General features: G+C 57.3%; 22 protein-coding genes, 1 tRNA gene and 1 pseudogene. 13 read left to right on the top strand and 11 right to left on the bottom strand.

Annotated features, from left to right (window positions below):
* Window positions 1-12 precede the first annotated feature (12 nt).
* Window positions 13-187: pseudogene (locus tag SPE70_RS19075) on the bottom strand (phytanoyl-CoA dioxygenase); the annotation flags it as partial.
* Window positions 188-275: 88 nt separating this feature from the next.
* On the opposite strand from SPE70_RS19075, the gene alaC reads away from it, so the two are divergent.
* Window positions 276-1490, top strand: a complete 1215-nt coding sequence (gene alaC / locus SPE70_RS19070; RefSeq protein WP_008803894.1) for an alanine transaminase — start codon at window positions 276-278, stop codon at window positions 1488-1490.
* Window positions 1491-1561: 71 nt separating this feature from the next.
* Here the strand turns inward: alaC and ypdK are convergent, their stop codons facing one another.
* The 3 genes from ypdK to SPE70_RS19055 form a co-directional block, all read right to left on the bottom strand.
* Window positions 1562-1633 (bottom strand): membrane protein YpdK, encoded by a 72-nt coding sequence (gene ypdK / locus SPE70_RS19065; protein ID WP_099119320.1) that lies wholly within the window; start codon window positions 1631-1633, stop codon window positions 1562-1564.
* 338 nt (window positions 1634-1971) lie between these two features.
* Window positions 1972-3168 carry a cyanate transporter gene (locus SPE70_RS19060; RefSeq protein WP_012540956.1) on the bottom strand — a complete coding sequence of 399 codons (1197 nt, stop codon included), beginning with the start codon at window positions 3166-3168 and terminating at the stop codon, window positions 1972-1974.
* Window positions 3165-3623 (bottom strand): nucleoside deaminase, encoded by a 459-nt coding sequence (locus tag SPE70_RS19055; RefSeq protein ID WP_063106006.1) that lies wholly within the window; start codon window positions 3621-3623, stop codon window positions 3165-3167. The genes SPE70_RS19060 and SPE70_RS19055 overlap by 4 nt, the downstream gene beginning before the upstream one ends.
* 132 nt (window positions 3624-3755) lie before the next feature.
* On the opposite strand from SPE70_RS19055, the gene cynR reads away from it, so the two are divergent.
* Window positions 3756-4697, top strand: coding sequence for a transcriptional regulator CynR (cynR, locus tag SPE70_RS19050; protein WP_063106005.1), 942 nt, complete (start codon window positions 3756-3758; stop codon window positions 4695-4697).
* On the opposite strand, the gene SPE70_RS19045 is transcribed toward cynR, so the two are convergent.
* From SPE70_RS19045 to SPE70_RS19030, 4 genes are all read right to left on the bottom strand, one after another.
* Window positions 4694-5554, bottom strand: coding sequence for a hypothetical protein (locus tag SPE70_RS19045; RefSeq protein ID WP_012967487.1), 861 nt, complete (start codon window positions 5552-5554; stop codon window positions 4694-4696). The two genes, cynR and SPE70_RS19045, sit on opposite strands and share 4 nt — an antisense overlap.
* A gap of 375 nt (window positions 5555-5929) precedes the next feature.
* Entirely contained in the window at window positions 5930-6412 is a 483-nt protein-coding gene (locus SPE70_RS19040; RefSeq protein ID WP_008803899.1) for a WbuC family cupin fold metalloprotein, read from the bottom strand.
* Between the two features lie 249 nt (window positions 6413-6661).
* Window positions 6662-6736: transfer RNA gene (locus tag SPE70_RS19035), tRNA-Arg, on the bottom strand.
* Window positions 6737-6825: 89 nt separating this feature from the next.
* Window positions 6826-7755, bottom strand: a complete 930-nt coding sequence (locus SPE70_RS19030) for a formate/nitrite transporter family protein (RefSeq protein ID WP_008803900.1) — start codon at window positions 7753-7755, stop codon at window positions 6826-6828.
* Window positions 7756-8044: 289 nt separating this feature from the next.
* On the opposite strand from SPE70_RS19030, the gene mlaA reads away from it, so the two are divergent.
* The gene (gene mlaA / locus SPE70_RS19025; RefSeq protein WP_012967489.1) at window positions 8045-8806 is read left to right on the top strand and encodes a phospholipid-binding lipoprotein MlaA; all 762 of its coding nucleotides are present in this window, start codon (window positions 8045-8047) and stop codon (window positions 8804-8806) included.
* A gap of 61 nt (window positions 8807-8867) precedes the next feature.
* Here mlaA and fadL read toward each other — a convergent pair whose 3' ends face one another.
* A complete protein-coding gene (gene fadL / locus SPE70_RS19020; protein WP_012967490.1) occupies window positions 8868-10190 on the bottom strand; it encodes a long-chain fatty acid transporter FadL in 1323 nt (440 codons plus the stop codon).
* A 373-nt stretch (window positions 10191-10563) separates the two neighbouring features.
* On the opposite strand from fadL, the gene SPE70_RS19015 reads away from it, so the two are divergent.
* The 4 genes from SPE70_RS19015 to sixA all read left to right on the top strand — a co-directional run bounded on the left by SPE70_RS19015 (window position 10564) and on the right by sixA (window position 15155).
* The gene (locus tag SPE70_RS19015) at window positions 10564-10848 is read left to right on the top strand and encodes a YfcZ/YiiS family protein (RefSeq protein WP_012967491.1); all 285 of its coding nucleotides are present in this window, start codon (window positions 10564-10566) and stop codon (window positions 10846-10848) included.
* Between the two features lie 157 nt (window positions 10849-11005).
* Window positions 11006-12316 (top strand): acetyl-CoA C-acyltransferase FadI, encoded by a 1311-nt coding sequence (gene fadI / locus SPE70_RS19010; protein WP_008803904.1) that lies wholly within the window; start codon window positions 11006-11008, stop codon window positions 12314-12316.
* On the top strand, window positions 12316-14460 hold the full coding sequence (gene fadJ, locus SPE70_RS19005) for a fatty acid oxidation complex subunit alpha FadJ (protein WP_063106003.1): 2145 nt from the start codon (window positions 12316-12318) through the stop codon (window positions 14458-14460). The genes fadI and fadJ overlap by 1 nt, the downstream gene beginning before the upstream one ends.
* Window positions 14461-14669: 209 nt before the next feature.
* Window positions 14670-15155 (top strand): phosphohistidine phosphatase SixA, encoded by a 486-nt coding sequence (gene sixA / locus SPE70_RS19000; protein ID WP_008803906.1) that lies wholly within the window; start codon window positions 14670-14672, stop codon window positions 15153-15155.
* Window positions 15156-15173: 18 nt separating this feature from the next.
* Here the strand turns inward: sixA and smrB are convergent, their stop codons facing one another.
* Entirely contained in the window at window positions 15174-15725 is a 552-nt protein-coding gene (gene smrB / locus SPE70_RS18995; protein ID WP_023323062.1) for an endonuclease SmrB, read from the bottom strand.
* 167 nt (window positions 15726-15892) lie between these two features.
* Between smrB and prmB the strand changes: the two genes are divergently transcribed.
* The 6 genes from prmB to SPE70_RS18965 are packed head-to-tail and all read left to right on the top strand — an operon-like array spanning window position 15893 to window position 20449.
* Complete coding sequence (gene prmB, locus SPE70_RS18990; protein WP_048292245.1) at window positions 15893-16825, top strand: 50S ribosomal protein L3 N(5)-glutamine methyltransferase; 933 nt, start codon at window positions 15893-15895, stop codon at window positions 16823-16825.
* A gap of 41 nt (window positions 16826-16866) precedes the next feature.
* Complete coding sequence (aroC, locus tag SPE70_RS18985; RefSeq protein WP_008803909.1) at window positions 16867-17952, top strand: chorismate synthase; 1086 nt, start codon at window positions 16867-16869, stop codon at window positions 17950-17952.
* 2 nt (window positions 17953-17954) lie between these two features.
* Window positions 17955-18779: a penicillin-insensitive murein endopeptidase gene (gene mepA / locus SPE70_RS18980; RefSeq protein ID WP_008803910.1), complete on the top strand. Its 825-nt coding sequence runs from the start codon at window positions 17955-17957 to the stop codon at window positions 18777-18779.
* A complete protein-coding gene (locus SPE70_RS18975; RefSeq protein ID WP_008803911.1) occupies window positions 18779-19588 on the top strand; it encodes a sulfite exporter TauE/SafE family protein in 810 nt (269 codons plus the stop codon). Before mepA ends, SPE70_RS18975 begins: the two co-directional genes overlap by 1 nt.
* A complete protein-coding gene (locus SPE70_RS18970) occupies window positions 19588-20136 on the top strand; it encodes an elongation factor P hydroxylase (RefSeq protein WP_012540963.1) in 549 nt (182 codons plus the stop codon). Before SPE70_RS18975 ends, SPE70_RS18970 begins: the two co-directional genes overlap by 1 nt.
* 31 nt (window positions 20137-20167) lie before the next feature.
* Window positions 20168-20449: a YfcL family protein gene (locus SPE70_RS18965; RefSeq protein WP_008803913.1), complete on the top strand. Its 282-nt coding sequence runs from the start codon at window positions 20168-20170 to the stop codon at window positions 20447-20449.
* Between the two features lie 61 nt (window positions 20450-20510).
* On the opposite strand, the gene mnmC is transcribed toward SPE70_RS18965, so the two are convergent.
* The gene (mnmC, locus tag SPE70_RS18960; RefSeq protein ID WP_064170465.1) at window positions 20511-22499 is read right to left on the bottom strand and encodes a bifunctional tRNA (5-methylaminomethyl-2-thiouridine)(34)-methyltransferase MnmC2/FAD-dependent 5-carboxymethylaminomethyl-2-thiouridine(34) oxidoreductase MnmC1; all 1989 of its coding nucleotides are present in this window, start codon (window positions 22497-22499) and stop codon (window positions 20511-20513) included.
* Window positions 22500-22529: the final 30 nt, after the last annotated feature.

Raw genomic sequence — 22529 nt, 5'->3', positions numbered from 1 at the left:
TGGGGGGCCACCGCGAGAGCGGCAGCCCTGGCTTTTAACGATAAAATTCTGTGTTAAGAAAGATATCAATGTGTTACCACTCTTTGTACAACTCTGGACTATTCCGGCGATGAACTGCCGTATTTAGCGCCGTCGATACCCGTTTTATATGCCAGGGAATATTTTTTACCGGCCCTCTCGACAACATGTTTTTTTTCAGGTTATTTTCTAAACGAGCCGCAACAGCGGCAGCGTCGCTCGGACGGTCCGGGCGCTAACGTTAATCAGAGGAACCTATGGCTGAATCCAGTCCTGAACGCCGTTTTACGCGTATCGATCGTCTCCCCCCGTACGTTTTTAATATTACTGCTGAACTGAAAATGGCTGCGCGCCGGCGCGGCGAGGATATTATTGATTTCAGTATGGGCAATCCCGATGGCGCGACGCCGCCGCATATCGTGGAAAAACTTTGCACCGTTGCCCAACGGCCTGATACCCATGGTTACTCTACCTCGCGGGGGATCCCGCGCCTGCGTCGCGCCATTTCACGCTGGTATGAAGAACGCTATAACGTTGACATCGATCCGGAATCGGAAGCGATCGTCACCATTGGTTCGAAAGAGGGGCTGGCGCACCTGATGCTGGCGACCCTGGATCATGGCGACACGGTGCTGGTGCCAAACCCCAGCTATCCGATTCACATCTATGGCGCGGTGATTGCCGGGGCGCAGGTGCGCTCGGTGCCGCTGGTGGAAGGGGTGGATTTCTTTAACGAGCTGGAACGCGCCATCCGCGAGAGTTACCCGAAGCCGAAGATGATGATCCTTGGTTTTCCCTCGAATCCAACGGCGCAGTGTGTGGAGCTGGACTTCTTTGAAAAGGTCGTCGCCCTGGCGAAGCAGTATGACATCCTGGTCGTCCACGATCTGGCCTATGCCGATATCGTGTATGACGGCTGGAAAGCGCCCTCCATCATGCAGGTGCCCGGCGCGCGCGATGTCGCCGTCGAGTTCTTTACCCTGTCGAAAAGCTATAACATGGCCGGCTGGCGCATTGGCTTTATGGTCGGCAATAAGACCCTGGTGAATGCCCTCGCTCGCATCAAAAGCTATCACGACTATGGCACGTTTACGCCGCTGCAGGTGGCGGCGATCGCTGCCCTTGAGGGCGATCAGCAGTGCGTGCGTGAAATTGCCGAACAATATAAGCGCCGTCGCGATGTGCTGGTGAAAGGGCTCCACGAAGCCGGCTGGATGGTGGAATGTCCGAAAGCGTCCATGTACGTCTGGGCAAAAATACCGGAACCTTACGCTGCCATGGGCTCGCTGGAGTTTGCGAAAAAGTTGCTTAATGAAGCGAAGGTCTGCGTCTCGCCGGGGATAGGCTTTGGCGACTATGGCGATACTCACGTCCGCTTCGCGCTGATCGAAAACCGGGACCGTACGCGCCAGGCGATCCGTGGCATCAAGGCGATGTTCCGCGCCGATGGCTTGCTGCCCGCCGCGAGCTAGCGCTTCGGCGAATACGCCATAACAAAAACGGGAGCCAGTGGGCTCCCGTTTTTTTTTGACACCGCTGCAGTCTAGATCATCAGGGCAAAAGTACCGGCCCAAACGATGACCATAAAAGAGAGGCCCATAAAGAAGTATTTCACGATTCATCACTCCACGCGCTTGTGCGACGTTCAAATGAATTAATTGTTCTGTTATTCCTGGGCTGTCGCAGGTGAAAAATCACGTTGCGGCAGCTCGCAATTCTGTGCGCTTTGTGCTCCAGATGGCGCTAATGTACGCCTAAAAAATGAGGGAAACAAGGGGCATTTTTTTATTAATTTTTAGTTACTTAGGAGTGTCGTGATTCGGCGACACATTAATTTCACCCGGTAATAAATTTCACGCCAGCGACGCTGTTAAAACGGATTTTGGCGATGGGCAAAATGGAGGACGGCCAGCGAGGGCGTGCGCAATTTCTTTGCTACGCGCCGCCGCCGATTTAATGCTGGTCAGAGGCGCGCGGCCGCCACTCGGCCGGGTAGTGAGCCGGGATAAAGCGCAGTGTGAGCGCCATGAGTAGCAGGACGCAGAGCGCATGCCAGGACCAGTCAAGCGTGTAGTTCCCGCTCAGGCTACGCAACAGGCCGGAAAGCCAGGGGGAGAGGCCTGCGATGATAAATCCGATACCCTGCATAAACGCCACCAGCCGGCCGGCTACCGCCGGTTGTCCAGCGTGATCCAGCGCCAGCACCAGGCACAGGGGAAAGGCGCCACCCAGACCCACTCCGCAGGCGATGGCCCACAGCGCTGGGACGTGCTGCGGCAGCCAGATGAAGCCGCAGAAGCCAATGAGCTGTAGCGTCAGCGCGAACAGCAGAAGCTGGCGTCGGTCATCCTGGCGAGCCAGCGCCGGGAGCAGCAGTGCCCCCGCGGTTTGCCCGACGGTCAGCAGCGCCAGCAGTGAGCCGCTGTACTGGGCGCTATCGCCAAGCTGGATATAGTAGGGCGGCAGCCAGGCGATCAGACTGGCGTAACCGGCATTGATCAGTCCGAAATAGAGTCCCAGCGTCCAGGCGCGGCGCTGGCCAATAATCGCGACCCGGGGGGAAGCGCTGGTCTGATGCGGTGCGCGAGGCAATTGCCGGCAAATCGCCAGCCAGCCGAGCAGGGCCAGCAGGGCAGGGAGCGCCCACCAGGCCAGCGCCTGGTGCCAGACCGTACTGCGTGACGCCAGCCATGGCGTGAACGCAGCGCCTAACCCGCCGCCGCCCATCAGCGCCGCCGACCATAGTCCCATCACCAGCGGCGTACGCCGGGCGAACAGACGCTTTATCACCGCCGGGATGGCGGCCTGGATAATGCCGATGCCAATTCCCCCCGCAAGGGCGCTGCTGAGCAGCAAACCGCTATGTGGGGCGCTTTCCCGCAGCAGGGCACCCGCCGCGATAATCAGCAGGCTCAGCGCAATGCTGCGGTTTTGACCAACAGTGCGATCGACCCAGCCGCCGGCCAGCGCCAGTACGCCCATCGCGATGACCGGCAGGGCGGTGAGGAGCGCGACCAGGGTATAGCTCATCCCGCTGGCGGCGCGGATATCCGGCAGCAAGGGACCTATCGAGGTGAGCAGCGGACGCATGTTTATCCCAATGAGTACCAGGACACACAGCGTCAGATTCTGTCGCAGCATGGGCGTCATGGTTGCTGTTCCGCCCAGCGCTGATAAAGTGCCGGCCCCTCCGGCTGCGGGCAGTGGTGGATTGGCAGCGTCTGCCGGGACAGCGGCTGCTGCAGCTGCTGATAAATCGCGGTGGTTGAGAGCTGAAAGGGTTCGCCATCCTGATTACTGTTGGCGAAAAATACTTCCCGCACGCCGGTTAAATAGAGTGCGCTCAGGCACATAGGACAAGGTTGCCCGCTGGCATAGATAACGCATTCGCGCAGCACCTCGCTTCCCAGTCTGGCGGCAAGATCGCGAACGGCGTTCAGTTCGGCATGCGCCGTTGGGTCACCGTTCAGATGAAAAGTATTGACGCCTTCGGCGACAATCTCATCATGCCGCACCAGAACGGCGCCGAAGGGGCGGCCACCGTCAGCAATGTTTTGGTTTGCCAGCGCTAATGCGCGCTGGAGATAGCGATCGTCAGCGGACATAGTCACTCCTGCATAAGATGATGTTGATGGTGAAAAACGCAGAGGATGGTAGGTAGAGAGTACGTATCTTGTTTCATAAGTTAAAAGACTTATTTATGATGAACCCTATTTGAATTGCTTATAGGTAAGCGGATGCTCCTGCGCCATCTTTCCTACTTTATCGCCGTGGCAGAACATCGTGGATTTACCCGCGCCGCCGCGGCGCTCCATGTCTCCCAGCCTGCGCTGTCACAGCAGATCCGCCAGCTGGAAGCGATGCTGGAGGTTCAGCTCTTTGACCGCTCTGGTCGTTATACCCGCCTGACCGATGCCGGAGAGATCTGGCTGGAGTGTGCCCGCCGCGTGTTACGCGATCTTGAGGAGGGGCGGCGCGCCCTGCACGACGCAGAAGATCTGCAGCGTGGTAAACTCCGCATCGCCATGACGCCGACCTTTACCACTTACATGCTGGGGCCGCTGGTGGAGGCGTACTATCGACGCTACCCCGGAGTGAAATTGCTTATCCAGGAGATGAACCAGGAGCGGATGGAAACGATGCTTCTGGAGGATGAACTGGATGTGGGAATTGCTTTTGACGAGAGCCTCTCGCGGGATATTGTGGTTCAGCCGCTGCTGACGGAAACCCTCGCGCTGGTGGTGAGCCGCGCGCATCCGCTGGCTCATGAGAGCCACCTGCAGCTACAGGCTCTCGACGCGCAGCCCCTGATCCTGCTGAGCAGCGAGTTTGCCACCCGGGAGCAGATCGACCGCTATTGTCGCCGCCATCGGCTTGAACCTGACGTGCGGATGGAGGCCAACTCCATCGGCGCCGTACTAACGGTTATTCGCGGCACGCCGCTTGCGACGCTGCTGCCAGCGGCGATCGCCGGACAGTATGATGACCTCGTGGCCATTGAGCTTAAGCCCGCGCTGCTGCAGCGCACGGCCTGTTTGCTGCAGCGCCAGGGCGCATGGCAGAGCGCTGCGGCGCGCGAATTCATTGTGCTGGCGCGGGAGATCGCGGTAACGCTTGAGCAGGAAAACGGCCAGGCCCTGTATGAGGACCTGCGTCACTTGCCGGCGAGCCTGGACTAACGATCGGCTTCGCTGAGGATATCGGCCTCATCGGGCAGGGTGTTCTCCCGGAGCATGCCCTCTTCTTTGAGCCTTTCCAGTACGTGATGAAAGAGCTGAGTCTTGTCTGGCTCGGCCATATTCTGTAATTTCTCATTAAATACGGTATGGGACTGGATAAGGTAATGGATAAATTCCAGCAATACCTCATTTTGCGGCAGGACGGTTAATTCCTGATGGATGTAACTGGTTTGTTCCAGCAGCGAATTTTTTGTCACGTCCATAGGCCGGGCGCTAATACTGTGAGCGTATATTTTCTCAATGGCCTGGCTGGTGATATAGATGCGGTTCAATGATATAGCAGAGTATTCGTCTTCATCCGGAATGAAATGACAATAGACAAACGGTTTGTCGGGCAGCATCATGCTGAGTCTGTTTTCGTAAAGAATATCATCAGGCGCCTCCAGTAGCGCCATTAAATTCCGACTGTGTGGGTGCCAGAGTCCGGATGCGGACACTTTTACGTTAAACTGCGTCACCGTATTTCCGCGTAATGTTTCCACAATCGGAATATCGCCATCAAGCCGCAGAATGCTGCGGATATGGGAGTGGGGTGACCAGAAAGTCTCCACTTCCTCGGCAGAGGCAAGCGGATTAAGCGCGGTGGTCACGTCTTTTTCCTGATGAGAAAGGACGGCTATTTTTAATGTTCCCCGCGTCGGATTAAGCTTCAGACAGAGATTGATCGCACCAATATCATGCCAGTGAAGAATGTCTTCAAGTTCGCAGTTTAATAATTTTTGCGCCCGCGCCAGAGAGCAATACTCCATTGGCGGTAAATTATTTAGCTTCCAGATATTCCGTTCTGTAATATTCATAAGAATTGTACGTCGATGAAAAAATAAATCGCCATGGTGAGCAAAAAGCATCGATGACAAGGATTTATTCTTCCCGCTGACTTCCTTTACCTGATTAACAAAACCCATTCACATTGAGAATAATATGTCGATAAGTTGGCTGTTTTTATTTTTTTGCTGCCGCGTATTTACTTTATCCCGTTATCTTATCATCTCTTATTCGTAGAGAAAAATAGTTTGCTCAATATAAGCATTTCTTTCTGGCAGGAATCTTTTTGCAGGAATGTTGAAGGCGAGCACGAGCGGAGTACGAAGAAAGGGACAGTCAATTGGCGACCTTCGTGGTCGGCAGGGGGGCAAACAGACGCCAGTCGCGTCTGTTTGGTGTAGCTGTTGTTATTGTGGCGTCGACAGAAAACGGTCACCCGGCTGCGCGATGGCATACCATGCCATCATCTCTGCGGTGCCCGGTTGGCCTTCGGCAGGCGCCCAGGCCATGGTGTCAACTTCGGCAAGCGGCTGATAAGCACCTTGCTTAACTTCAAAAACCATCCCGCCCGGGTCGAGCGAGAGCACCGTATGCCAGGTACCGGCTTCCATTTCCAGCGCCGTGCAGGTTTCACCCAGCACCACCCGGCGGGTGACTACGCCATTGTCATCAAAATTCAGTACCACAAAGCGGCCTTTCAGGGGCAGCAAAAGTTCGAAGGTATGTCTGTGCCGGTGCGGACGGATATAGGTGCCGGGTTCCATCGCAATGGCGAGGCGCTGTACCGGGTCGCTTAGTTCGGGATGAAAATTGCGATGGGCACGCAAGCGCGGGGCACTGGCTGCCGCTTCGCTCTGCTGCTGCATATCGCTGAGGGTGATCTGTTTCATATCAACGCCTGGCTCCTGTATCGTCCAGAGAAGGTTGCACTGGGGTAGTGGCTTGTGACTGTTTAAGCCAAGGGGCATTGTACGCGGAATGCGCGTTTTTGTCGGTTTATTGTCTGTGCGATTGACTGGGGCGCCCCTTCCTGTCCTGGCTAATCCACACGCGGATAATTTCGGCAAATTATGATGGCGAGAAGAATATGCCATGGCTGGCGTTTAGGTCATGGTGGGAAATAGCGGTCAACGTTTATATGGTGTCCCCTGCAGGAATCGAACCTGCAACTAGCCCTTAGGAGGGGCTCGTTATATCCATTTAACTAAGGGGACAAGGCGGTGCGAGTATAGCGTTTTTTGCCCGCCTGAGTAAGAGCCATACCGTCTGACTGCTTAAACCCTCGCCACTCACGGCGCTTTTTTTATGCCCGGTCGGCGTTTTTGGCTTTCTCCGCAGCCTGGGCGCGGGCTTCCGCTTTTCGCTTGCTGCTCATATCGTTACGGATCTGCGCATGGCTCAGCAGCGCGAAGATGAAGGTCCCGCCGCAGATATTTCCCGCCAGCGTCGGCAGGGCGAACGGCCAGATAAAGTCGCTCCAGGGCAGGCTTCCGTTAAACACCAGATAAAGGATCTCGACCGATCCCACCACGATATGAGTCGTATCCGCCAGGGCGATAAGCCAGGTCATGAGAATAATCACCACGATCTTGGCCGCACCGGCGACAGGAAACATCCAGACCATGGTGGCGACCAGCCATCCGGAAATAATCGCATTAGCGAACATCTCCGTCGGGCTGTTTTTCATTACGTCTTCGGCGATGCTGACAAAGGCCTGACGAGTTGGTTCATCAAAGACGGGCATAAAATTGAAGGCCCATGCGGCCACTGCGGTACCGATGAGGTTGCCAGCCAGCACCACCGACCATAACCGCATCAGCAAACCGATGTTACCTGGTGTGGGATTGTGCATCACCGGCAGAACGGCGGTAACCGTATTTTCCGTGAACAGCTGCTGGCGGGCCATGATCACGATAATAAAGCCGAAGGTATACCCGAGATTTTCCAGTAAAAACCCGCCCGGGATCCCCTCCAGTTTGACGTGAAAAATCCCTTTTGCCAGCAGGGAGGCGCCCATCGACAGACCGGCCGCAATGGCTGACCACAGCAAGGCCAGCGCATCGCGTTCCATCTCTTTTTCCCCTTCCTGGCGAATATGTTCATGGATGGCCATCGCCCGCGAGGGCAGGCGATCTTCATCCACTTCTATTTCCTCTCCGCGCTGTTTTTCTTCACTTTCGACTTCTCGCTCGTCATCCGCTGGTTTTAATTTGTTATTGTCTAGTTCATCCATTTCGTGGCCCTCGCTATCAATCTATATAGATATAGCGTAGCGGCTTTCCCTGCCGTCTGGCTGGGTATACTCTGAAATCGCAAAAATGGTAACGTCAGATTTTTGTTGCTCCGGTAGAATAGGAGCCCCGCGATCTCGTTATTCCCAGGCTATGATCAAATCAACAACTTGGGTGATATAGACATCGTTCAACGTGCTGTTACAATCGCTCACATCTATACGGGCGGAAACGTTGTCTTTCCGTCATGGATGGCAACTCGCGATAGCCATAAAAACCAGGGAGACACCTATGAATTATCGCCTGTCGGCGCTTGCGCTTGGCGCCACATTGCTGGTGGGATGTGCCAGTTCCAGCTCTGGCGATCAGCCGCAGGGGCGTTCAGACCCGTTAGAAGGGTTTAACCGCACGATGTTCAATTTCAACTTTAACGTGGTCGACCCTTACGTGCTTCGCCCGGTGGCGGTGGCATGGCGTGACTACGTCCCGCAGCCGGCGCGCAATGGTTTGAGCAACTTCACCAGCAACCTTGAAGAGCCGGCGGTAATGGTGAACTCCTTCCTGCAGGGCGACCCCTATAAAGGTATGGTGCACTTTACCCGTTTCTTCCTGAACACCATCCTCGGGATGGGCGGTCTGATCGATGTCGCGGGCATGGCGAATCCGCAGCTGCAGCGCGTTGAACCGCATCGTTTCGGCAGCACGCTCGGCCATTATGGCGTCGGCTATGGTCCGTATGTGCAACTGCCATTCTACGGTAGCTTTACGCTGCGCGATGAAGGCGGTGATATGGCCGATGGCCTCTACCCGGTACTCTCCTGGTTGACCTGGCCGATGTCGATTGGTAAATGGGCTGTCGAAGGGATTGAAACTCGTGCCCAGCTGCTGGATTCCGACGGCCTGCTCCGTCAGTCTTCCGATCCTTACATTTTGATGCGTGAAGCTTATTTCCAGCGCCATGACTTTATCGCCAACGGCGGTAAGCTGACCCCGGCGGACAACCCGAATGCCCAGGCTATTCAGGATGAACTGAAAGACATTGATTCACAGTAATCTGCGAACGATAAAAAAAGGGTGAACATGTTGTTCACCCTTTTTTGTTGCGCGCGGCTTATCAGAAGCGGTAGTTGAAGTTGGCGCCGTACAGCCAGGCGGTCCCTTCGGAACGGAAGGTATACGGGCCTTCCTTAATTTCTACGTGCTGGCCGTGCATATAGGAAAGACCGACGTCAACCGACGCATCCTTGTTAAACGCGTAAGTGGTACCCGCGCTCAGCCACAGGCGATCCTGGTCAGGAATGGAGATGGAGCGGTTGTTGGCCGGCACCGGGCTGTCATCGAAAGCGATACCGGTGCGGAAGGTCCAGTTATCGTCGTAATAATACGTGGTCCCCAGCGCAAGACGGTAGGCATCTTTGAAGCCTTCCTCTTTATAGAACAGCGTCTGGCCGTTGCTGCCGGTGGCTTTCAGCTCCTGGAACTGACTCCAGCTGGTGTAGGTCAGGCTATAGTGGACCGCCCACTGCGGTGCCACGCGGTTATAGCCCGACAGCTCCCACATTTCCGGCAGGTTAAGGGTCAGTGAACCGCCGGTGGTCTGGCCGTTAGTGCCCGCTGGCAGACCGAAGTTGCCGAGGATTTGGTTATAGGCCGCCGGCAGGCTGCTGCGGTAGTTACCGTCGAAGTCGATCTTCACCTCGGAACGGTACGTAAAACCGTAGCGGTTGTTCTTATCCAGCTCATAGAGGATACCGGCATTCCAGCCAAAGCCCCAGGCGTTGCCGTTAAGATGGGCGATCTGCGTGTCGGCAGGGATCTTCGCCACCTGGCCTGCCAGCGCCGGCGGCAGTGCGCCAGAACCAGCGACAATCTGACCCAGGTCACCCGCATAGCGCTCGATCTTCGCCTTGGCGTAGACCGCGTCAAAACCTAAGCCAAAGCTCCAGTTGCTGTCGAGACGGTAGGCGCCGCTCAGGTTGAAGTTCGCGGTGGTCAGGTCGGTTTTACCGCCCATGCTGCCAGCCGCATAGTCATCGTTGTATTCCGTTGCCAGGCCGTAGTTAGAGGTAATGGATGCCCCCCAACCGAATTGATCGTTAATCGGCGCGACAAAGTGGAAGTTGGGAACCCACGCCGTCGGGGCGATATTGTCCGCATTCAGGCTCTTGCCGGTGGGAGAGGTGCCGGAGACATTGACACCCGGGTCAACAAAAACGGCGCCCGCCGACATAGTTGGACGGTCAAACATCATAATTAATGCCGGGTTACGACTGGCATTGCCTGCATCGTCTGCGATAGCCCCTTCACCGGAATAGGCCCGACCCAGCCCTGATGAAGAGAATTCGTTGAGCTGGAAGCCTGCTGACCAGGCCTGGGTGGAAACAAGTGCTACAGCCACTGCAAGGGCAGATTGGGTAAAGCGGGTTTTCTGGCTCATGCCCATAACCTCATTGAGTTATTTTTTTTTAAACTATGTTACATGCCGTAACAGAAGCGCGGAAGTGTAGGGTCTGTGGTACAACAGAGAAATCAGACCAGTGCGCTGAGTATAGGTCTGACCAGATGAGTTGTTGCAAGTTTGTTTATGAAGTTTTTCAATTGTGATAACAGAAACGCGATCCAGCTGGCAAAATTGTCGGGGGGAGTAAGAGGCAGAAAAGCTGATTTTTGTTTTAGATCATTTTTAAGTGTGATTTCTGTCACTTAACGCGGTGATGGCGATTCTCGGCTGGAGGCTCACCGGGGGCAGGGCGTAAAATAGGCACATTATTTGTCTGGCACCGAAGGTGCCTATACAGAGGAAATCTACGATGAGTAAATGTAGCGCTGATGAAACCCCGGTATGCTGCTGTATGGATGTTGGCACCATTGTGGACAACACCGACTGCACCGCCTCATACAGCCGCGTGTTCGCCAACCGCGCTGAAGCGGAGCAAACGCTCGCTGCGCTGAGCGAGAAAGCGCGTAATGTGCAATCTGAACCGTGCAAAATCAACCCGACCTTCACCGACGTTGACGGCGGCGTACAGCTGGATATCGATTTTATTTTTAGCTGCGAAGCCGAATCGCTGATCTTCCAGTTAGGATTACGTTAATCCCTCCGTTTAACGCCCCGTAGAAGGGGCGTTACCTTTCTGTTCAATGTGTTTTGGCTCGCAATTTTTCGCTTCCCCGATTGGCTTAATGTAAAAAAATAGTTAAGACTGTTATCAGGTCAGACCACTTGGTTGTTTTGCTTAACAGGGGAGCGTTATGAGTCAGGCATTACCGCTTATCACCCGTCAGGGCGATCGCATTGCCATTGTCAGGGGTTTACGCACGCCATTTGCGCGCCAGGCGACGGTTTTTCATGGCGTTCCGGCCGTTGATTTAGGGAAAATGGTGGTTGGCGAAATGCTCGCCCGGAGTGACATTCCCGCGGACGTCATTGAGCAACTGGTTTTTGGCCAGGTGGTGCAGATGCCGGAGGCGCCGAATATCGCCCGGGAAATCGTGCTCGGCACTGGAATGAGCGTGCACACCGATGCCTATAGCGTCAGTCGCGCCTGCGCCACCAGCTTCCAGGCCGTGGCGAATGTTGCTGAAAGCCTGATGGCCGGCACCATCCGCGCCGGTATTGCCGGCGGCGCCGACTCCTCTTCTGTATTGCCCATTGGGGTCAGTAAAACACTGGCCCGCACGCTGGTGGATGCCAATAAAGCCCGCACGCTGAGCCAAAAGCTGAAGCTGTTTTCCCGTCTGCGGCCACGCGACCTGCTGCCGGTCCCTCCGGCAGTGGCGGAGTATTCGACCGGTTTGCGGATGGGCGATACCGCCGAGCAGATGGCAAAAAGCTGGGGGATCACCCGGGAACAACAGGATGCGCTGGCGCATCGCTCGCACCAGCTGGCGGCCAAAGCCTGGGAAGAGGGAAAGTTGTCAGCCGAGGTGATGACCGCCTACGCGCCCCCCTTCCGCGAGCCGCTGGAGCAGGACAACAATATTCGTAAAAATTCAACCCTCGCAGATTACCAAAAGTTACGTCCTGCCTTTGATCGCAAGCATGGCACCGTCACCGCTGCCAACAGCACGCCGCTGACGGACGGCGCGGCGGCGGTGATCCTGATGACTGAGTCCAGGGCCAAAGAGCTGGGTCTGACGCCGCTGGGTTATCTGCGCAGCTATGCCTTTACCGCCATCGACGTCTGGCAGGATATGCTGCTGGGGCCCGCATGGTCCACGCCGCTGGCGCTGGAGCGGGCAGGTCTGACGCTGGCGGATCTGACGCTTATTGATATGCACGAAGCTTTTGCTGCGCAGACGCTGGCCAATCTCCAGTGTCTGGCAAGCGAGCGCTTTGCCCGTGAAGTACTGGGACGCTCGCAGGCCACCGGTGAGGTGGATGAGAGCAAGTTTAACGTCCTCGGCGGATCTATTGCTTATGGCCATCCTTTTGCTGCCACCGGCGCGCGGATGATCACCCAGACGCTGCATGAGTTGCGGCGACGGGGCGGGGGATTTGGTCTGGTGACGGCCTGCGCGGCAGGTGGTCTGGGTGCGGCGATGATCGTGGAGGCTGAATAATGGATGCTGTTTCCGCTTTTAAGCTTGAGGTCCGTGCGGACAAGATCGCGGTGATCACCATCGATGCCCCGGGTGAGAAAATGAATACCCTGAAAGCCGAGTTCGGCAATCAGGTGCGGGGGCTGATACGTCGGGTTCGTGATGATAAGTCGGTGCGCGGCGTGGTGTTTATCTCCGCCAAAGCGGATAACTTTATCGCCGGCGCAGACATTAACATGATTGCCCGCTGCCGCAGCGCGCAGGAAGCGGAAGCGCTGGCGCGCCAGGGACAGCAGATTATGGCTGAGATCCATGGCTTGTCGATCCCGGTGATTGCCGCCATCCACGGCGCCTGCCTCGGCGGCGGTCTGGAACTGGCGCTGGCCTGCCATGGCCGGATCTGTAGCGATGACGAAAAAACCCGACTCGGTTTGCCGGAAGTGCAGCTTGGCCTGCTGCCGGGCTCCGGGGGAACGCAGCGTTTACCGCGGCTGATTGGCGTCAGTACAGCGCTGGATATGATGCTTACCGGCAGGCAGCTGCGTGCGCGCCAGGCGCTGAAGGCCGGTCTGGTGGACGAGGTGGTTCCACAGGCGATTTTATTGCAGGCGGCGGTGGAGCTGGCGCTGAAGGGGCGACCGGCCAGTCGGGATATGCCCGTACGCGAACGCGTGCTGGCGGGGCCTTTGGGCCGCCATCTGTTATTCCATTTCGTCGGCAAACAAACGCAGCGCAAGACCCAGGGGAACTATCCGGCGGTGAAGCGAATTCTGCAGGTTGTCGAGAATGGCCTGACCCACGGTTGCAGCAGCGGTTACGCCGAAGAAGCTCGCGCGTTTGGCGAACTGGCGATGACCCCGCAGTCGCAAGCGCTGCGTTCGATCTTCTTTGCCAGTACCGATCTGAAAAAAGACCGTGGCGCCGAAGCAGAGCCCGGACCGCTGACGAGCATTGCGGTGCTGGGCGGCGGCCTGATGGGCGGGGGGATCGCCTATGTGACCGCCTGTAAGGGCGGGCTGCCGGTGCGCATTAAAGATATCCAGCCGCGTGGGATTAACCATGCCTTAAAGTACAGCTGGGAGCTGCTGAATAAACAGGTCCGCCAGCGTCGTCTGCGCCCCAGTGAGCGCGATCGCCAGATGGCGATGATCTCCGGCGCCACCGACTATCAGGGCTTTGCTCATCGCGACGTGGTGATCGAGGCGGTATTTGAGGACCTGGCCCTGAAGCAGCGGATGGTCAGCGAAGTGGAGCAATATTGCGGGCCGCAGACCATCTTTGCGTCGAACACCTCATCGTTACCGATAGGCGATATTGCCGCCCAGGCCCGTCGCCCCGGGCGGGTGATCGGCCTGCATTTCTTCAGTCCAGTGGAAAAAATGCCGCTGGTTGAAGTGATCCCGCATAAGGGAACCGATCCGCAGGCTATCGCTACCGTGGTGCAACTGGCTAAACGTCAGGGGAAAACGCCGATTGTGGTGGCGGATAAAGCGGGCTTCTATGTGAACCGCATCCTCGCGCCCTATATCAATGAAGCGATGCGCCTGCTGGTGGAGGGCGAACCGGTTGAAGAGATTGATAAGGCCCTGGTTAAATTCGGTTTCCCGGTAGGGCCAATCCAGCTACTGGATGAGGTTGGCATCGATACCGGCACCAAAATTATCCCCGTGCTGGAGAGCGCGTTTGGAGAACGTTTTAGCCCACCTGCAAACATCATTGACGCGATTTTGAAGGACGATCGCAAAGGTAGAAAAAATAATCGTGGTTTCTATCTTTATGAGACAAAAGGGCGTAAAAGCAAAAAACGGCCCGACCCGGCAGTCTATCCGCTGCTCGGCATCGACCGCCCCCAGTCGCGGCTCTCCGCGCAGCAGGTGGCGGAACGCTGTGTGATGATGATGCTTAACGAGGCGGCGCGCTGCTTTGATGAGCAGATTATCCGTAGCGCGCGCGATGGCGATATCGGCGCCGTCTTTGGTATAGGCTTTCCGCCATTTCTTGGCGGCCCGTTCCGGTATATGGATACTATCGGCGCGGGTGAAGTTGCCGCGATCCTGCAGCGCCTGGCCGCCCAGTACGGCCCACGTTTTACACCCTGTGACACTTTATTACGCATGGCCGAACAGGGGACAACCTTTTGGCCAGCGGATGAACGGCTGACCTAAGTTGTGGTCAAAGAAGATAAATCCGGCTGCGGATGACGCTGTTGATTGGCTGTTTTGTAAACAATGATTGACTATACTTACGCCATTGAGGTAAAAAACAGCGTTTCATTCGTTGAATGGATCAGGCACAATGCCCGGCCACCGGGTCACCTGCGTATTGTCTTCGCAGGCCAAACTACGGTGCTTCTGGTTAACAAAAGCGGTGCAATATGCAAGTTTTTATTATGCGTCACGGCGACGCTGCCCTCGATGCAGCCAGCGACTCAGTTCGTCCATTAACCGTATGCGGTTGTGATGAGTCTCGTCAGATGGCAACCTGGCTGAAAGGTCAAAAAGTGGATATTGAGCGCGTTCTTGTCAGTCCCTATCTGCGTGCAGAACAGACGCTGGATATTGTTGGGGAGTGCATGAACCTGCCGAAACATGTCGACGTGATGCCGGAACTCACGCCGTGCGGCGACGTAGGCCTGGTTAGCGCCTATCTGCAGGCGCTGGCGAATGAAGGCGTGGCGACGGCGCTGGTCGTCTCCCACCTGCCGCTGGTGGGGTACCTGGTCTCAGAGCTGTGTCCGGGGGAAACGCCTCCGATGTTCACCACCTCGGCTATCGCCTGCGTGACGCTGGACGCCGACGGCAAGGGTGAATACCTCTGGCAGAAAAGCCCCTGCAATCTCAAGATGGCCAACGCCATCTGACGGCCCCGGAGCCCGCCGTTAAGGCAGCTCCGGCGGTTGCCACTCCTCTACCTCAATCAGTATCAGCAGTGCGGCGTCACCGCCGTACTCTTTTGGTGCCTGGTGAAACGCCATAATATGCGGGTGTTGCGCCAGCCACAGCGGGGTTTGCTGTTTGAGAATATGTTTGCCGTGCCCGTGCATCACACAGGCGCAAAACACATGTTCGCGGCGGCAGGCGGCAATCAGCGCGCCCAGTTCCTGTTTGGCCTGCTGCTGGGTGAGCCCATGCAGATCGAGAAACAGTTCCGGCGAATAATCCCCACGGCGCAGCTTTTTCAGCTCAAAATGGCTGACGTCGGCGCGGACATATTTCGTCGAGCCTTCAGTATTCAGTAGCGGCTGAAACTCATCAGAGAAATAGTGGCTGTTATCGGCCTGTTCCTGCAGCAAACGCTTCGGAGCAACCTCAGTGACCTTCTTGCGCTGCGGACGGTGAACGATGGTGTCCTGCTTGATCTTCCGCGTGCCGGTCATTAACTGACGGAACAGCGCCTGATCCTCCTCGCTTAGCGATGTCTTCTTTTTCATTGTCCACTCTCATTAATACTTTGCGCTAGTTTACCCGACTCAATATCCCTTCGGGCAAGGAAAACCTGTTTTTTCCCCGGTCACCCCACGCAAGAATGCTGATTTATCGCCGTCTTCATGGCACACTAGCCGCCGAATTTATAGCAGAGTGTGCCCTGGAGGTTGTCGTGGATAAAATTTTTGTTGATGAGGCAGTCAATGAGCTGCATACCATTCAGGACATGCTGCGCTGGGCGGTAAGCCGTTTCAGCGCTGCTAATATCTGGTACGGTCACGGGACTGATAACCCGTGGGACGAGGCAGTACAGCTGGTGCTGCCGTCGCTCTACCTACCGCTGGATATCCCGGAAGATATGCGGACTGCGCGTCTGACCTCCAGCGAGAAACACCGCATCGTTGAGCGGGTGATCCGCCGCGTGAACGAGCGCATTCCCGTCGCCTATCTGACCAACAAAGCGTGGTTCTGCGGGCATGAGTTTTACGTCGATGAGCGGGTGCTGGTCCCGCGCTCCCCGATTGGCGAACTGATCAACAATCAGTTTGCCGGGCTGATTAACCATAAGCCGCAGCATATCCTTGATATGTGCACCGGCAGCGGCTGCATCGCCATCGCCTGCGCCTATGCTTTCCCGGAAGCCGAAGTCGACGCCGTGGATATTTCCCTGGACGCGCTGGCCGTCGCCGAGCACAACGTGGAGTCCCATGGCTTGATCCATCACGTGACGCCGATCCGCTCCGACCTGTTCCGCGATCTGCCGAAGCTGCAGTACGATCTGATCGTCACCAATCCGCCGTATGTCGATGAAGAGGACATGGCCGATCTGCCGGAAGAGTATGAGCATGAGCCGGTGCTGGGTCTGGCCTCCGGTAGCGACGGCCTGAAGCTGACGCGCCGCATCCTCGGCAACGCGCCGGATTATCTCAGCGATGACGGGATTCTGATTTGTGAAGTCGGTAACAGCATGGTACATCTGATGGAGCAATATCCGGACGTGCCGTTTACCTGGCTTGAGTTTGATAACGGCGGCGACGGTGTCTTCATGCTGACCAAACAGCAGCTGATTGACGCCCGCGCGCACTTCGGTATTTATAAAGACTAAAAAAACAACACGCCAACATAACGAAAAAGATTGGAGCCGTGATGGCAGGAAATACAATTGGACAACTCTTTCGCGTCACTACTTTCGGCGAATCGCACGGCCTGGCGCTGGGCTGCATCGTCGACGGCGTGCCGCCGGGCATCCCGCTGACCGAAGCCGACCTGCAGCACGACCTCGATCGTCGTCGCCCGGGCACCTCGCGTTACACCACGCAGCGTCGCGAGCCGGATCAGGTCAAAATTCTTTCCGGCGTCTTCGAAGGCGTTACTACCGGGACCAGTATCGGCCTGCTGATTGAGAACACCGATCAGCGTTCGCAGGATTACGGCGCAATCAAAGATCTGTTCCGTCCGGGCCACGCCGATTACACCTACGAGCAAAAGTATGGTCTGCGCGACTATCGCGGCGGCGGTCGTTCTTCTGCGCGCGAAACCGCGATGCGCGTAGCGGCCGGGGCGATTGCCAAAAAATACCTTGCCGCGAAGTTCGGCATCGTCATTCGCGGCTGCCTGACGCAGATGGGCGATATTCCGCTGGCCATCAAAGACTGGGATCAGGTCGAGCAAAACCCGTTCTTCTGCCCGGACCCGGATAAAATCGACGCTCTGGATGAACTGATGCGCGGCCTGAAAAAAGAGGGTGACTCCATTGGCGCGAAAGTGACGGTGGTGGCTGACGGCGTACCGCCGGGCCTCGGCGAGCCGGTCTTCGATCGCCTGGATGCCGATATCGCCCACGCGCTGATGAGCATCAACGCCGTGAAAGGGGTGGAAATTGGCGACGGCTTTGAAGTGGTGAAGCTGCGCGGCAGCGAAAACCGCGATGAAATCACCAAAGACGGATTCCAGAGCAACCACGCCGGCGGTATTCTTGGCGGCATCAGCAGCGGCCAGCAGATCGTTGCCAACATCGCGCTGAAGCCTACCTCCAGTATTACCGTTCCCGGTCATACGATTAACCGCTTTGGCGAAGAAGTGGAAATGATCACCAAAGGGCGTCACGATCCGTGCGTCGGCATTCGCGCCGTACCGATCGCTGAGGCGATGCTGGCGATCGTCCTGATGGATCACTTTATGCGTCAGCGCGCGCAGAATGGCGATGTGACGACGACAATTCCACGCTGGTAACCATGAAAAACACCGTTATCGCACTGCTCGCGCTGCTGGCCAGCGCCGGTAGCCTGGCCGCGACGCCGTGGCAGAAAATATCCCAGCCGATCGGCGGCAGCGCCCAGTCAATCGGCGCATTTTCCAATGGCTGTATCGTGGGCGCCGAGGCGCTCCCTCTGAGCGCCACCGGCTATCAGGTGATGCGTACCGATCAGCGTCGCTACTTCGGTCATCCGGATCTGGTTCAGTTTATTCAGCGCCTGAGTAATCAGGTGCACAATAAAGGAATGGGAACCGTGCTGATTGGCGACATGGGGATGCCGGCAGGCGGGCGCTTTAACGGCGGTCACGCCAGTCACCAGACGGGCCTGGATGTCGATATTTTCCTCCAGCTGCCGCAAACGCGCTGGACATCGTCTCAGTTGTTGAAGCCGCAGGCGCTGGATCTGGTCGCCAGCGACGGCAAGCACGTGGTGCCGTCGCTGTGGAGCCCGCAAATCAGCCAGCTGATCAAGCTGGCGGCGGAAGATAGCGAGGTCACCCGTATTTTCGTCAACCCGGCGATTAAACAGCAACTGTGCCTGGACGCGGGCAGCGACCGCCAGTGGCTGCGTAAAGTCCGTCCCTGGTTCCAGCATCGCGCTCATATGCACGTCCGACTGCGTTGCCCGGCGGGAAGTCTGGAGTGCGAGGATCAGGCGCCACCGCCGCCCGGCGATGGCTGCGGAGCGGAGCTGCAGAGCTGGTTCGAACCACCTAAACCCGGGTCTACCCCCCCTGTGAAGAAGACGCCGCCGCCGTTGCCGCCTTCCTGTCAGGCGCTACTGGATGAGCATGTGCTGTAATGGATAGTTTTATCGAGTTGTTTGCCGTATCGCCGTTGGTGCTGGTGGTACTCTTCTTTGTCGCCATCCTGGCCGGTTTTATTGACTCACTGGCCGGAGGCGGGGGCTTATTGACTGTCCCTGCACTGATGGCGGCCGGCATGCCGCCAGCGCAGGCGCTGGCGACCAATAAGCTGCAGGCCTGCGGCGGGTCGCTATCGGCGACCCTCTATTTTGTCCGCCGTAAGGTGGTCAGCCTCGCCGATCAGAAGCTGAATATTCTGATGACCTTTATCGGCTCAACCGCGGGTGCGCTGCTGGTCCAGCACGTCCAGTCCGATATTCTTAAGCAGATCCTGCCGTTGCTGGTGATCGGCATCGGTCTCTATTTTCTGCTGATGCCGAAACTGGGCGAAGCGGACCGGCAGCGTCGGCTGTACGGTCTGCCGTTTGCGCTGGTTGCTGGCGGCAGCGTAGGATTCTACGACGGCTTTTTTGGCCCCGGCGCCGGTTCGTTTTATGCACTGGCTTTTGTCACCCTGGCCGGATTTAACCTGGCGAAGTCGACGGCCCATGCCAAGCTGCTGAACGCGACCTCAAACGTCGGCGGTCTGCTGCTGTTTATCATCGGCGGGAAGGTCATCTGGGCCACCGGCTTTGTGATGATGGCCGGCCAGTTTATTGGCGCTCGCGCCGGCTCCCGGCTGGTGCTGAGTAAAGGGCAGTCGCTGATCCGGCCGATGATCGTTATCGTCTCGGCGGTGATGAGCGCGAAGCTTCTCTATGACAGCCACGGGGCTGAGATTTTGCAGTGGTTGGGAATTCATTAATGCAACAGCAACACCATTATCAGCAACTGATTGACCTTTTCGACAGTTGCTTTGCCGAAGAATTTAATACTCGCCTGGTAAAAGGCGACGATGAGCCGATCTACCTTCCGGCCGATGACGACACGCCCTATCACCGTATCGTGTTTGCGCACGGGTTTTTTGCCAGCGCCCTGCACGAGATTTCTCACTGGTGTGTCGCCGGCAAAGCGCGCCGCGAACGAGTCGATTTTGGCTACTGGTACTGCCCGGATGGCCGCGATGCGATGACTCAAAGCCAGTTTGAGGACGTCGAGGTGAAACCGCAGGCCTATGAGTGGCTGTTCTGCGTGGCGGCGGGATTTCCGTTTAACGTCAGCTGTGACAATCTGGAAGGAGACGTTGAGCCCGATCGCATCGCCTTCCAGCGCCGGGTTCATGCTCGGGTAATGACTTTGCTTGAACAAGGGATCCCCGAACGTCCGGCGCGTTTTATTCGCGCATTGCAACATTATTATCAAACGCCGACATTGACGGCGGAACACTTTCCGTGGCCGGAAGACCTGCACTAAGGCCACACATTACATGACAAGAGGTAAGATGATGATCGCGGAGTTTGAATCACGCATTCTGGCGCTGATTGACAACATGGTAGACCACGCCAGTGATGATGAATTGTTTGCCGGCGGTTATCTGCGCGGCCACCTGACGCTGGCGGTGGCTGAGCTGGAAGGTGAGGGCGAGCATTCTGCTGAAGCGGTAAACAGTAAGGTCAGCCAGAGCCTGGAGAAGGCCATCAGCGCTGGCGAACTGTCGCCGCCGGACCAAATTCTGGTGCAGGGGATGTGGCATAACCTGTATCAACAGGCGAAAAATCAGGCCTGAGCCATATTGTAGCCCGGGTCAGGCGTCAGCCGTACCCGGGAAATTGCCTGCCCTCATGGTTTTATTTCACCGCTTTTCCCTTCAGCAGTTTTCTCACCCACAGCCGATTCGGATTCAGCGCCGCCAGAGTATCGCTATCCAGCGGCAGCGGTTCACCGCTCATCTGCGCCGCCAGCAGCTCAGCGCTTAACGGCGCGGTGCAAAGTCCGCGCGATCCGAGCGCCCCAAGCATAAACAGGTTGTGACAGACCGGCGCGCGACCGGCGTGATCCTGCTGTTCGTGGAGGCTGGCGTATTGCGTCAATGTTGCCTCATAGTCTGGCACGTTGCCGACCATTGGCAGGTGATCGCGGGTGGCGCAGCGCACGCCGCAGCGGGCGGCATTGGCGCTGATATCCACGTCCAGCGTCCACTCCGCGTTCGGGAGACAGTCGATCAACCGTTGCCGGTTGTGCTGCTGATCTTCCTCGCTGAAGGTGGTGTCGGTCTTCCCGCGATGGTAGCTGGCGCCAATACAGTGCTGCTGATTTTGCGGATTATGCGGCGTCAGGTAGCCATCGTAGCACAGCACCTGGCGCAGGGCGGAAAGCCGCGGAGTGGTAGGTATATGACTGACCTGGCCGCCAACAGGGTAGACCGGCAGCTGCGCGGTTTGCGCAAAATCCGCGATGCTGTGGCCGTTCGCCAGCACCACCGCCTGATGATTGCGCTGCTGATTGAGCAGCCAACCATCGCCCTCCGCGCTGAGCGTTTCAACGTGATAACCATAGTGCACGTGCAGTCCGCGAGTTGCCGCCAGCGCCAGCAATTCGGCGGTGAGCTGCTGCGGGCACAGCCAGCCGCCGGCCGGATAAGTGATGCCGCCGCAGCCGGTATCGACGCCGGTCAACCCGACAACCTGTTCCGCCGTCACCGCGCAGGCGATGTCCGGGGGTAAACTCAGCGCCAGCATCTGGGCGATTTTGTGCGCGCTTTTTTCATCCCAGCCGAGCTGGGTGACACCGCACCATTGATGATCGAACATCACCGGCAGCGCGTCATACATTCGGCGGGCAAAGGTAAAGGCCGCCGGGAAAAAGCGCGCCAGCGCCGGATCGTGCTGGCTTAACAGCGGATACAGCGCACCCTGGCGATTGCCGGAGGCGCCCTGCGCCGGGGCGTCGTCGGCGCAGTAGAGGGTCACCTGCCAACCGCGGCGCAGCAGCGCAAGGGAGAGCAGGGCGCTGGCGATCCCGCCGCCGATGATGGCTACCTCGCGGGCATCGCTGCTACTGCGAGCGAACCAGGGGACGCGCGCAGGAAAGCTCAGCGTTTGCGCCATCTCGCCGGTCAGCATCTCCCGCTTGCGGCCGAAGCCTTTGCTTTTACGCATGGTAAAGCCGGCCTCCTGCAGGCCGCGGCGGACAAACCCTGCGGAGGTAAAGGTGGCCAGCGTCCCGCCGGGCCGCGCCAGACGTGCCATGGCATTGAACAGATCCTGGGTCCACATGTCGGGATTTTTGGCCGGGGCAAAGCCGTCAAGAAACCAGGCGTCCACCTGCTGGTTCAGCGAATCATCCAGCTCCCTGGTCAGCTCATTGATATCGCCAAACCACAAATCGAGCGTCACCCGCCCGCCGTCGAGCAGCAGACGATGGCATCCGCCGAAGGCCGACGGCCATTGCGCCTGCAGCTGGTGCGCCCACGGAGCCAGCTCTGGCCAGCGCTGGTGCGCCAGGCGGAGATCCTCAGCCTTTAACGGATATTTTTCAAAACTGATGAAATGTAACCTTTGCAGGGTAACGTCCGGGTTATCACGAACAAAAACGTCAAACGCCTGCCACAGGGTGAGGAAATTGAGCCCGGTACCGAAGCCGCTCTCCGCGACGATCATCAGCGGGCGAGGGTGGCTGGCGAAACGCTCCGGCAGGCGATTTCCACCGAGAAAAACGTAGCGAGTCTCTTCCAGACCGTTGTCATTGGAAAAGTAAACATCGTCGAAATCTCGGGAAACAGGTGTACCCTCAGCGTTGAATTCCAGGTTGGCGGGTTGTATGGCGTTTTGTTTCACGTAAGTTACTCGAATCACAAGGCGTAGCAC

Origin of the sequence: Klebsiella sp. ZJOU C1 (assembly GCF_035620215.1) — a bacterium.
Classification (GTDB): Bacteria; Pseudomonadota; Gammaproteobacteria; order Enterobacterales; family Enterobacteriaceae; genus Klebsiella; species Klebsiella variicola.
This window is presented reverse-complemented; position numbering and strand designations above follow the sequence as displayed.

What these genes read in the sequence shown, in the direction of transcription:
- alaC (WP_008803894.1), top strand. Translation starts at nt 276, where the DNA reads ATGGCTGAATCCAGTCCTGAACGCCGTTTTACGCGTATCGATCGTCTC.
- SPE70_RS19060 (WP_012540956.1), bottom strand. Translation starts at nt 3,168, where the DNA reads ATGACGCCCATGCTGCGACAGAATCTGACGCTGTGTGTCCTGGTACTC.
- SPE70_RS19055 (WP_063106006.1), bottom strand. Translation starts at nt 3,623, where the DNA reads ATGTCCGCTGACGATCGCTATCTCCAGCGCGCATTAGCGCTGGCAAAC.
- cynR (WP_063106005.1), top strand. Translation starts at nt 3,756, where the DNA reads ATGCTCCTGCGCCATCTTTCCTACTTTATCGCCGTGGCAGAACATCGT.
- SPE70_RS19045 (WP_012967487.1), bottom strand. Translation starts at nt 5,554, where the DNA reads ATGAATATTACAGAACGGAATATCTGGAAGCTAAATAATTTACCGCCA.
- SPE70_RS19040 (WP_008803899.1), bottom strand. Translation starts at nt 6,412, where the DNA reads ATGAAACAGATCACCCTCAGCGATATGCAGCAGCAGAGCGAAGCGGCA.
- SPE70_RS19030 (WP_008803900.1), bottom strand. Translation starts at nt 7,755, where the DNA reads ATGGATGAACTAGACAATAACAAATTAAAACCAGCGGATGACGAGCGA.
- mlaA (WP_012967489.1), top strand. Translation starts at nt 8,045, where the DNA reads ATGAATTATCGCCTGTCGGCGCTTGCGCTTGGCGCCACATTGCTGGTG.
- fadL (WP_012967490.1), bottom strand. Translation starts at nt 10,190, where the DNA reads ATGAGCCAGAAAACCCGCTTTACCCAATCTGCCCTTGCAGTGGCTGTA.
- SPE70_RS19015 (WP_012967491.1), top strand. Translation starts at nt 10,564, where the DNA reads ATGAGTAAATGTAGCGCTGATGAAACCCCGGTATGCTGCTGTATGGAT.
- fadI (WP_008803904.1), top strand. Translation starts at nt 11,006, where the DNA reads ATGAGTCAGGCATTACCGCTTATCACCCGTCAGGGCGATCGCATTGCC.
- fadJ (WP_063106003.1), top strand. Translation starts at nt 12,316, where the DNA reads ATGGATGCTGTTTCCGCTTTTAAGCTTGAGGTCCGTGCGGACAAGATC.
- sixA (WP_008803906.1), top strand. Translation starts at nt 14,670, where the DNA reads ATGCAAGTTTTTATTATGCGTCACGGCGACGCTGCCCTCGATGCAGCC.
- smrB (WP_023323062.1), bottom strand. Translation starts at nt 15,725, where the DNA reads ATGAAAAAGAAGACATCGCTAAGCGAGGAGGATCAGGCGCTGTTCCGT.
- aroC (WP_008803909.1), top strand. Translation starts at nt 16,867, where the DNA reads ATGGCAGGAAATACAATTGGACAACTCTTTCGCGTCACTACTTTCGGC.
- mepA (WP_008803910.1), top strand. Translation starts at nt 17,955, where the DNA reads ATGAAAAACACCGTTATCGCACTGCTCGCGCTGCTGGCCAGCGCCGGT.
- SPE70_RS18975 (WP_008803911.1), top strand. Translation starts at nt 18,779, where the DNA reads ATGGATAGTTTTATCGAGTTGTTTGCCGTATCGCCGTTGGTGCTGGTG.
- SPE70_RS18970 (WP_012540963.1), top strand. Translation starts at nt 19,588, where the DNA reads ATGCAACAGCAACACCATTATCAGCAACTGATTGACCTTTTCGACAGT.
- SPE70_RS18965 (WP_008803913.1), top strand. Translation starts at nt 20,168, where the DNA reads ATGATCGCGGAGTTTGAATCACGCATTCTGGCGCTGATTGACAACATG.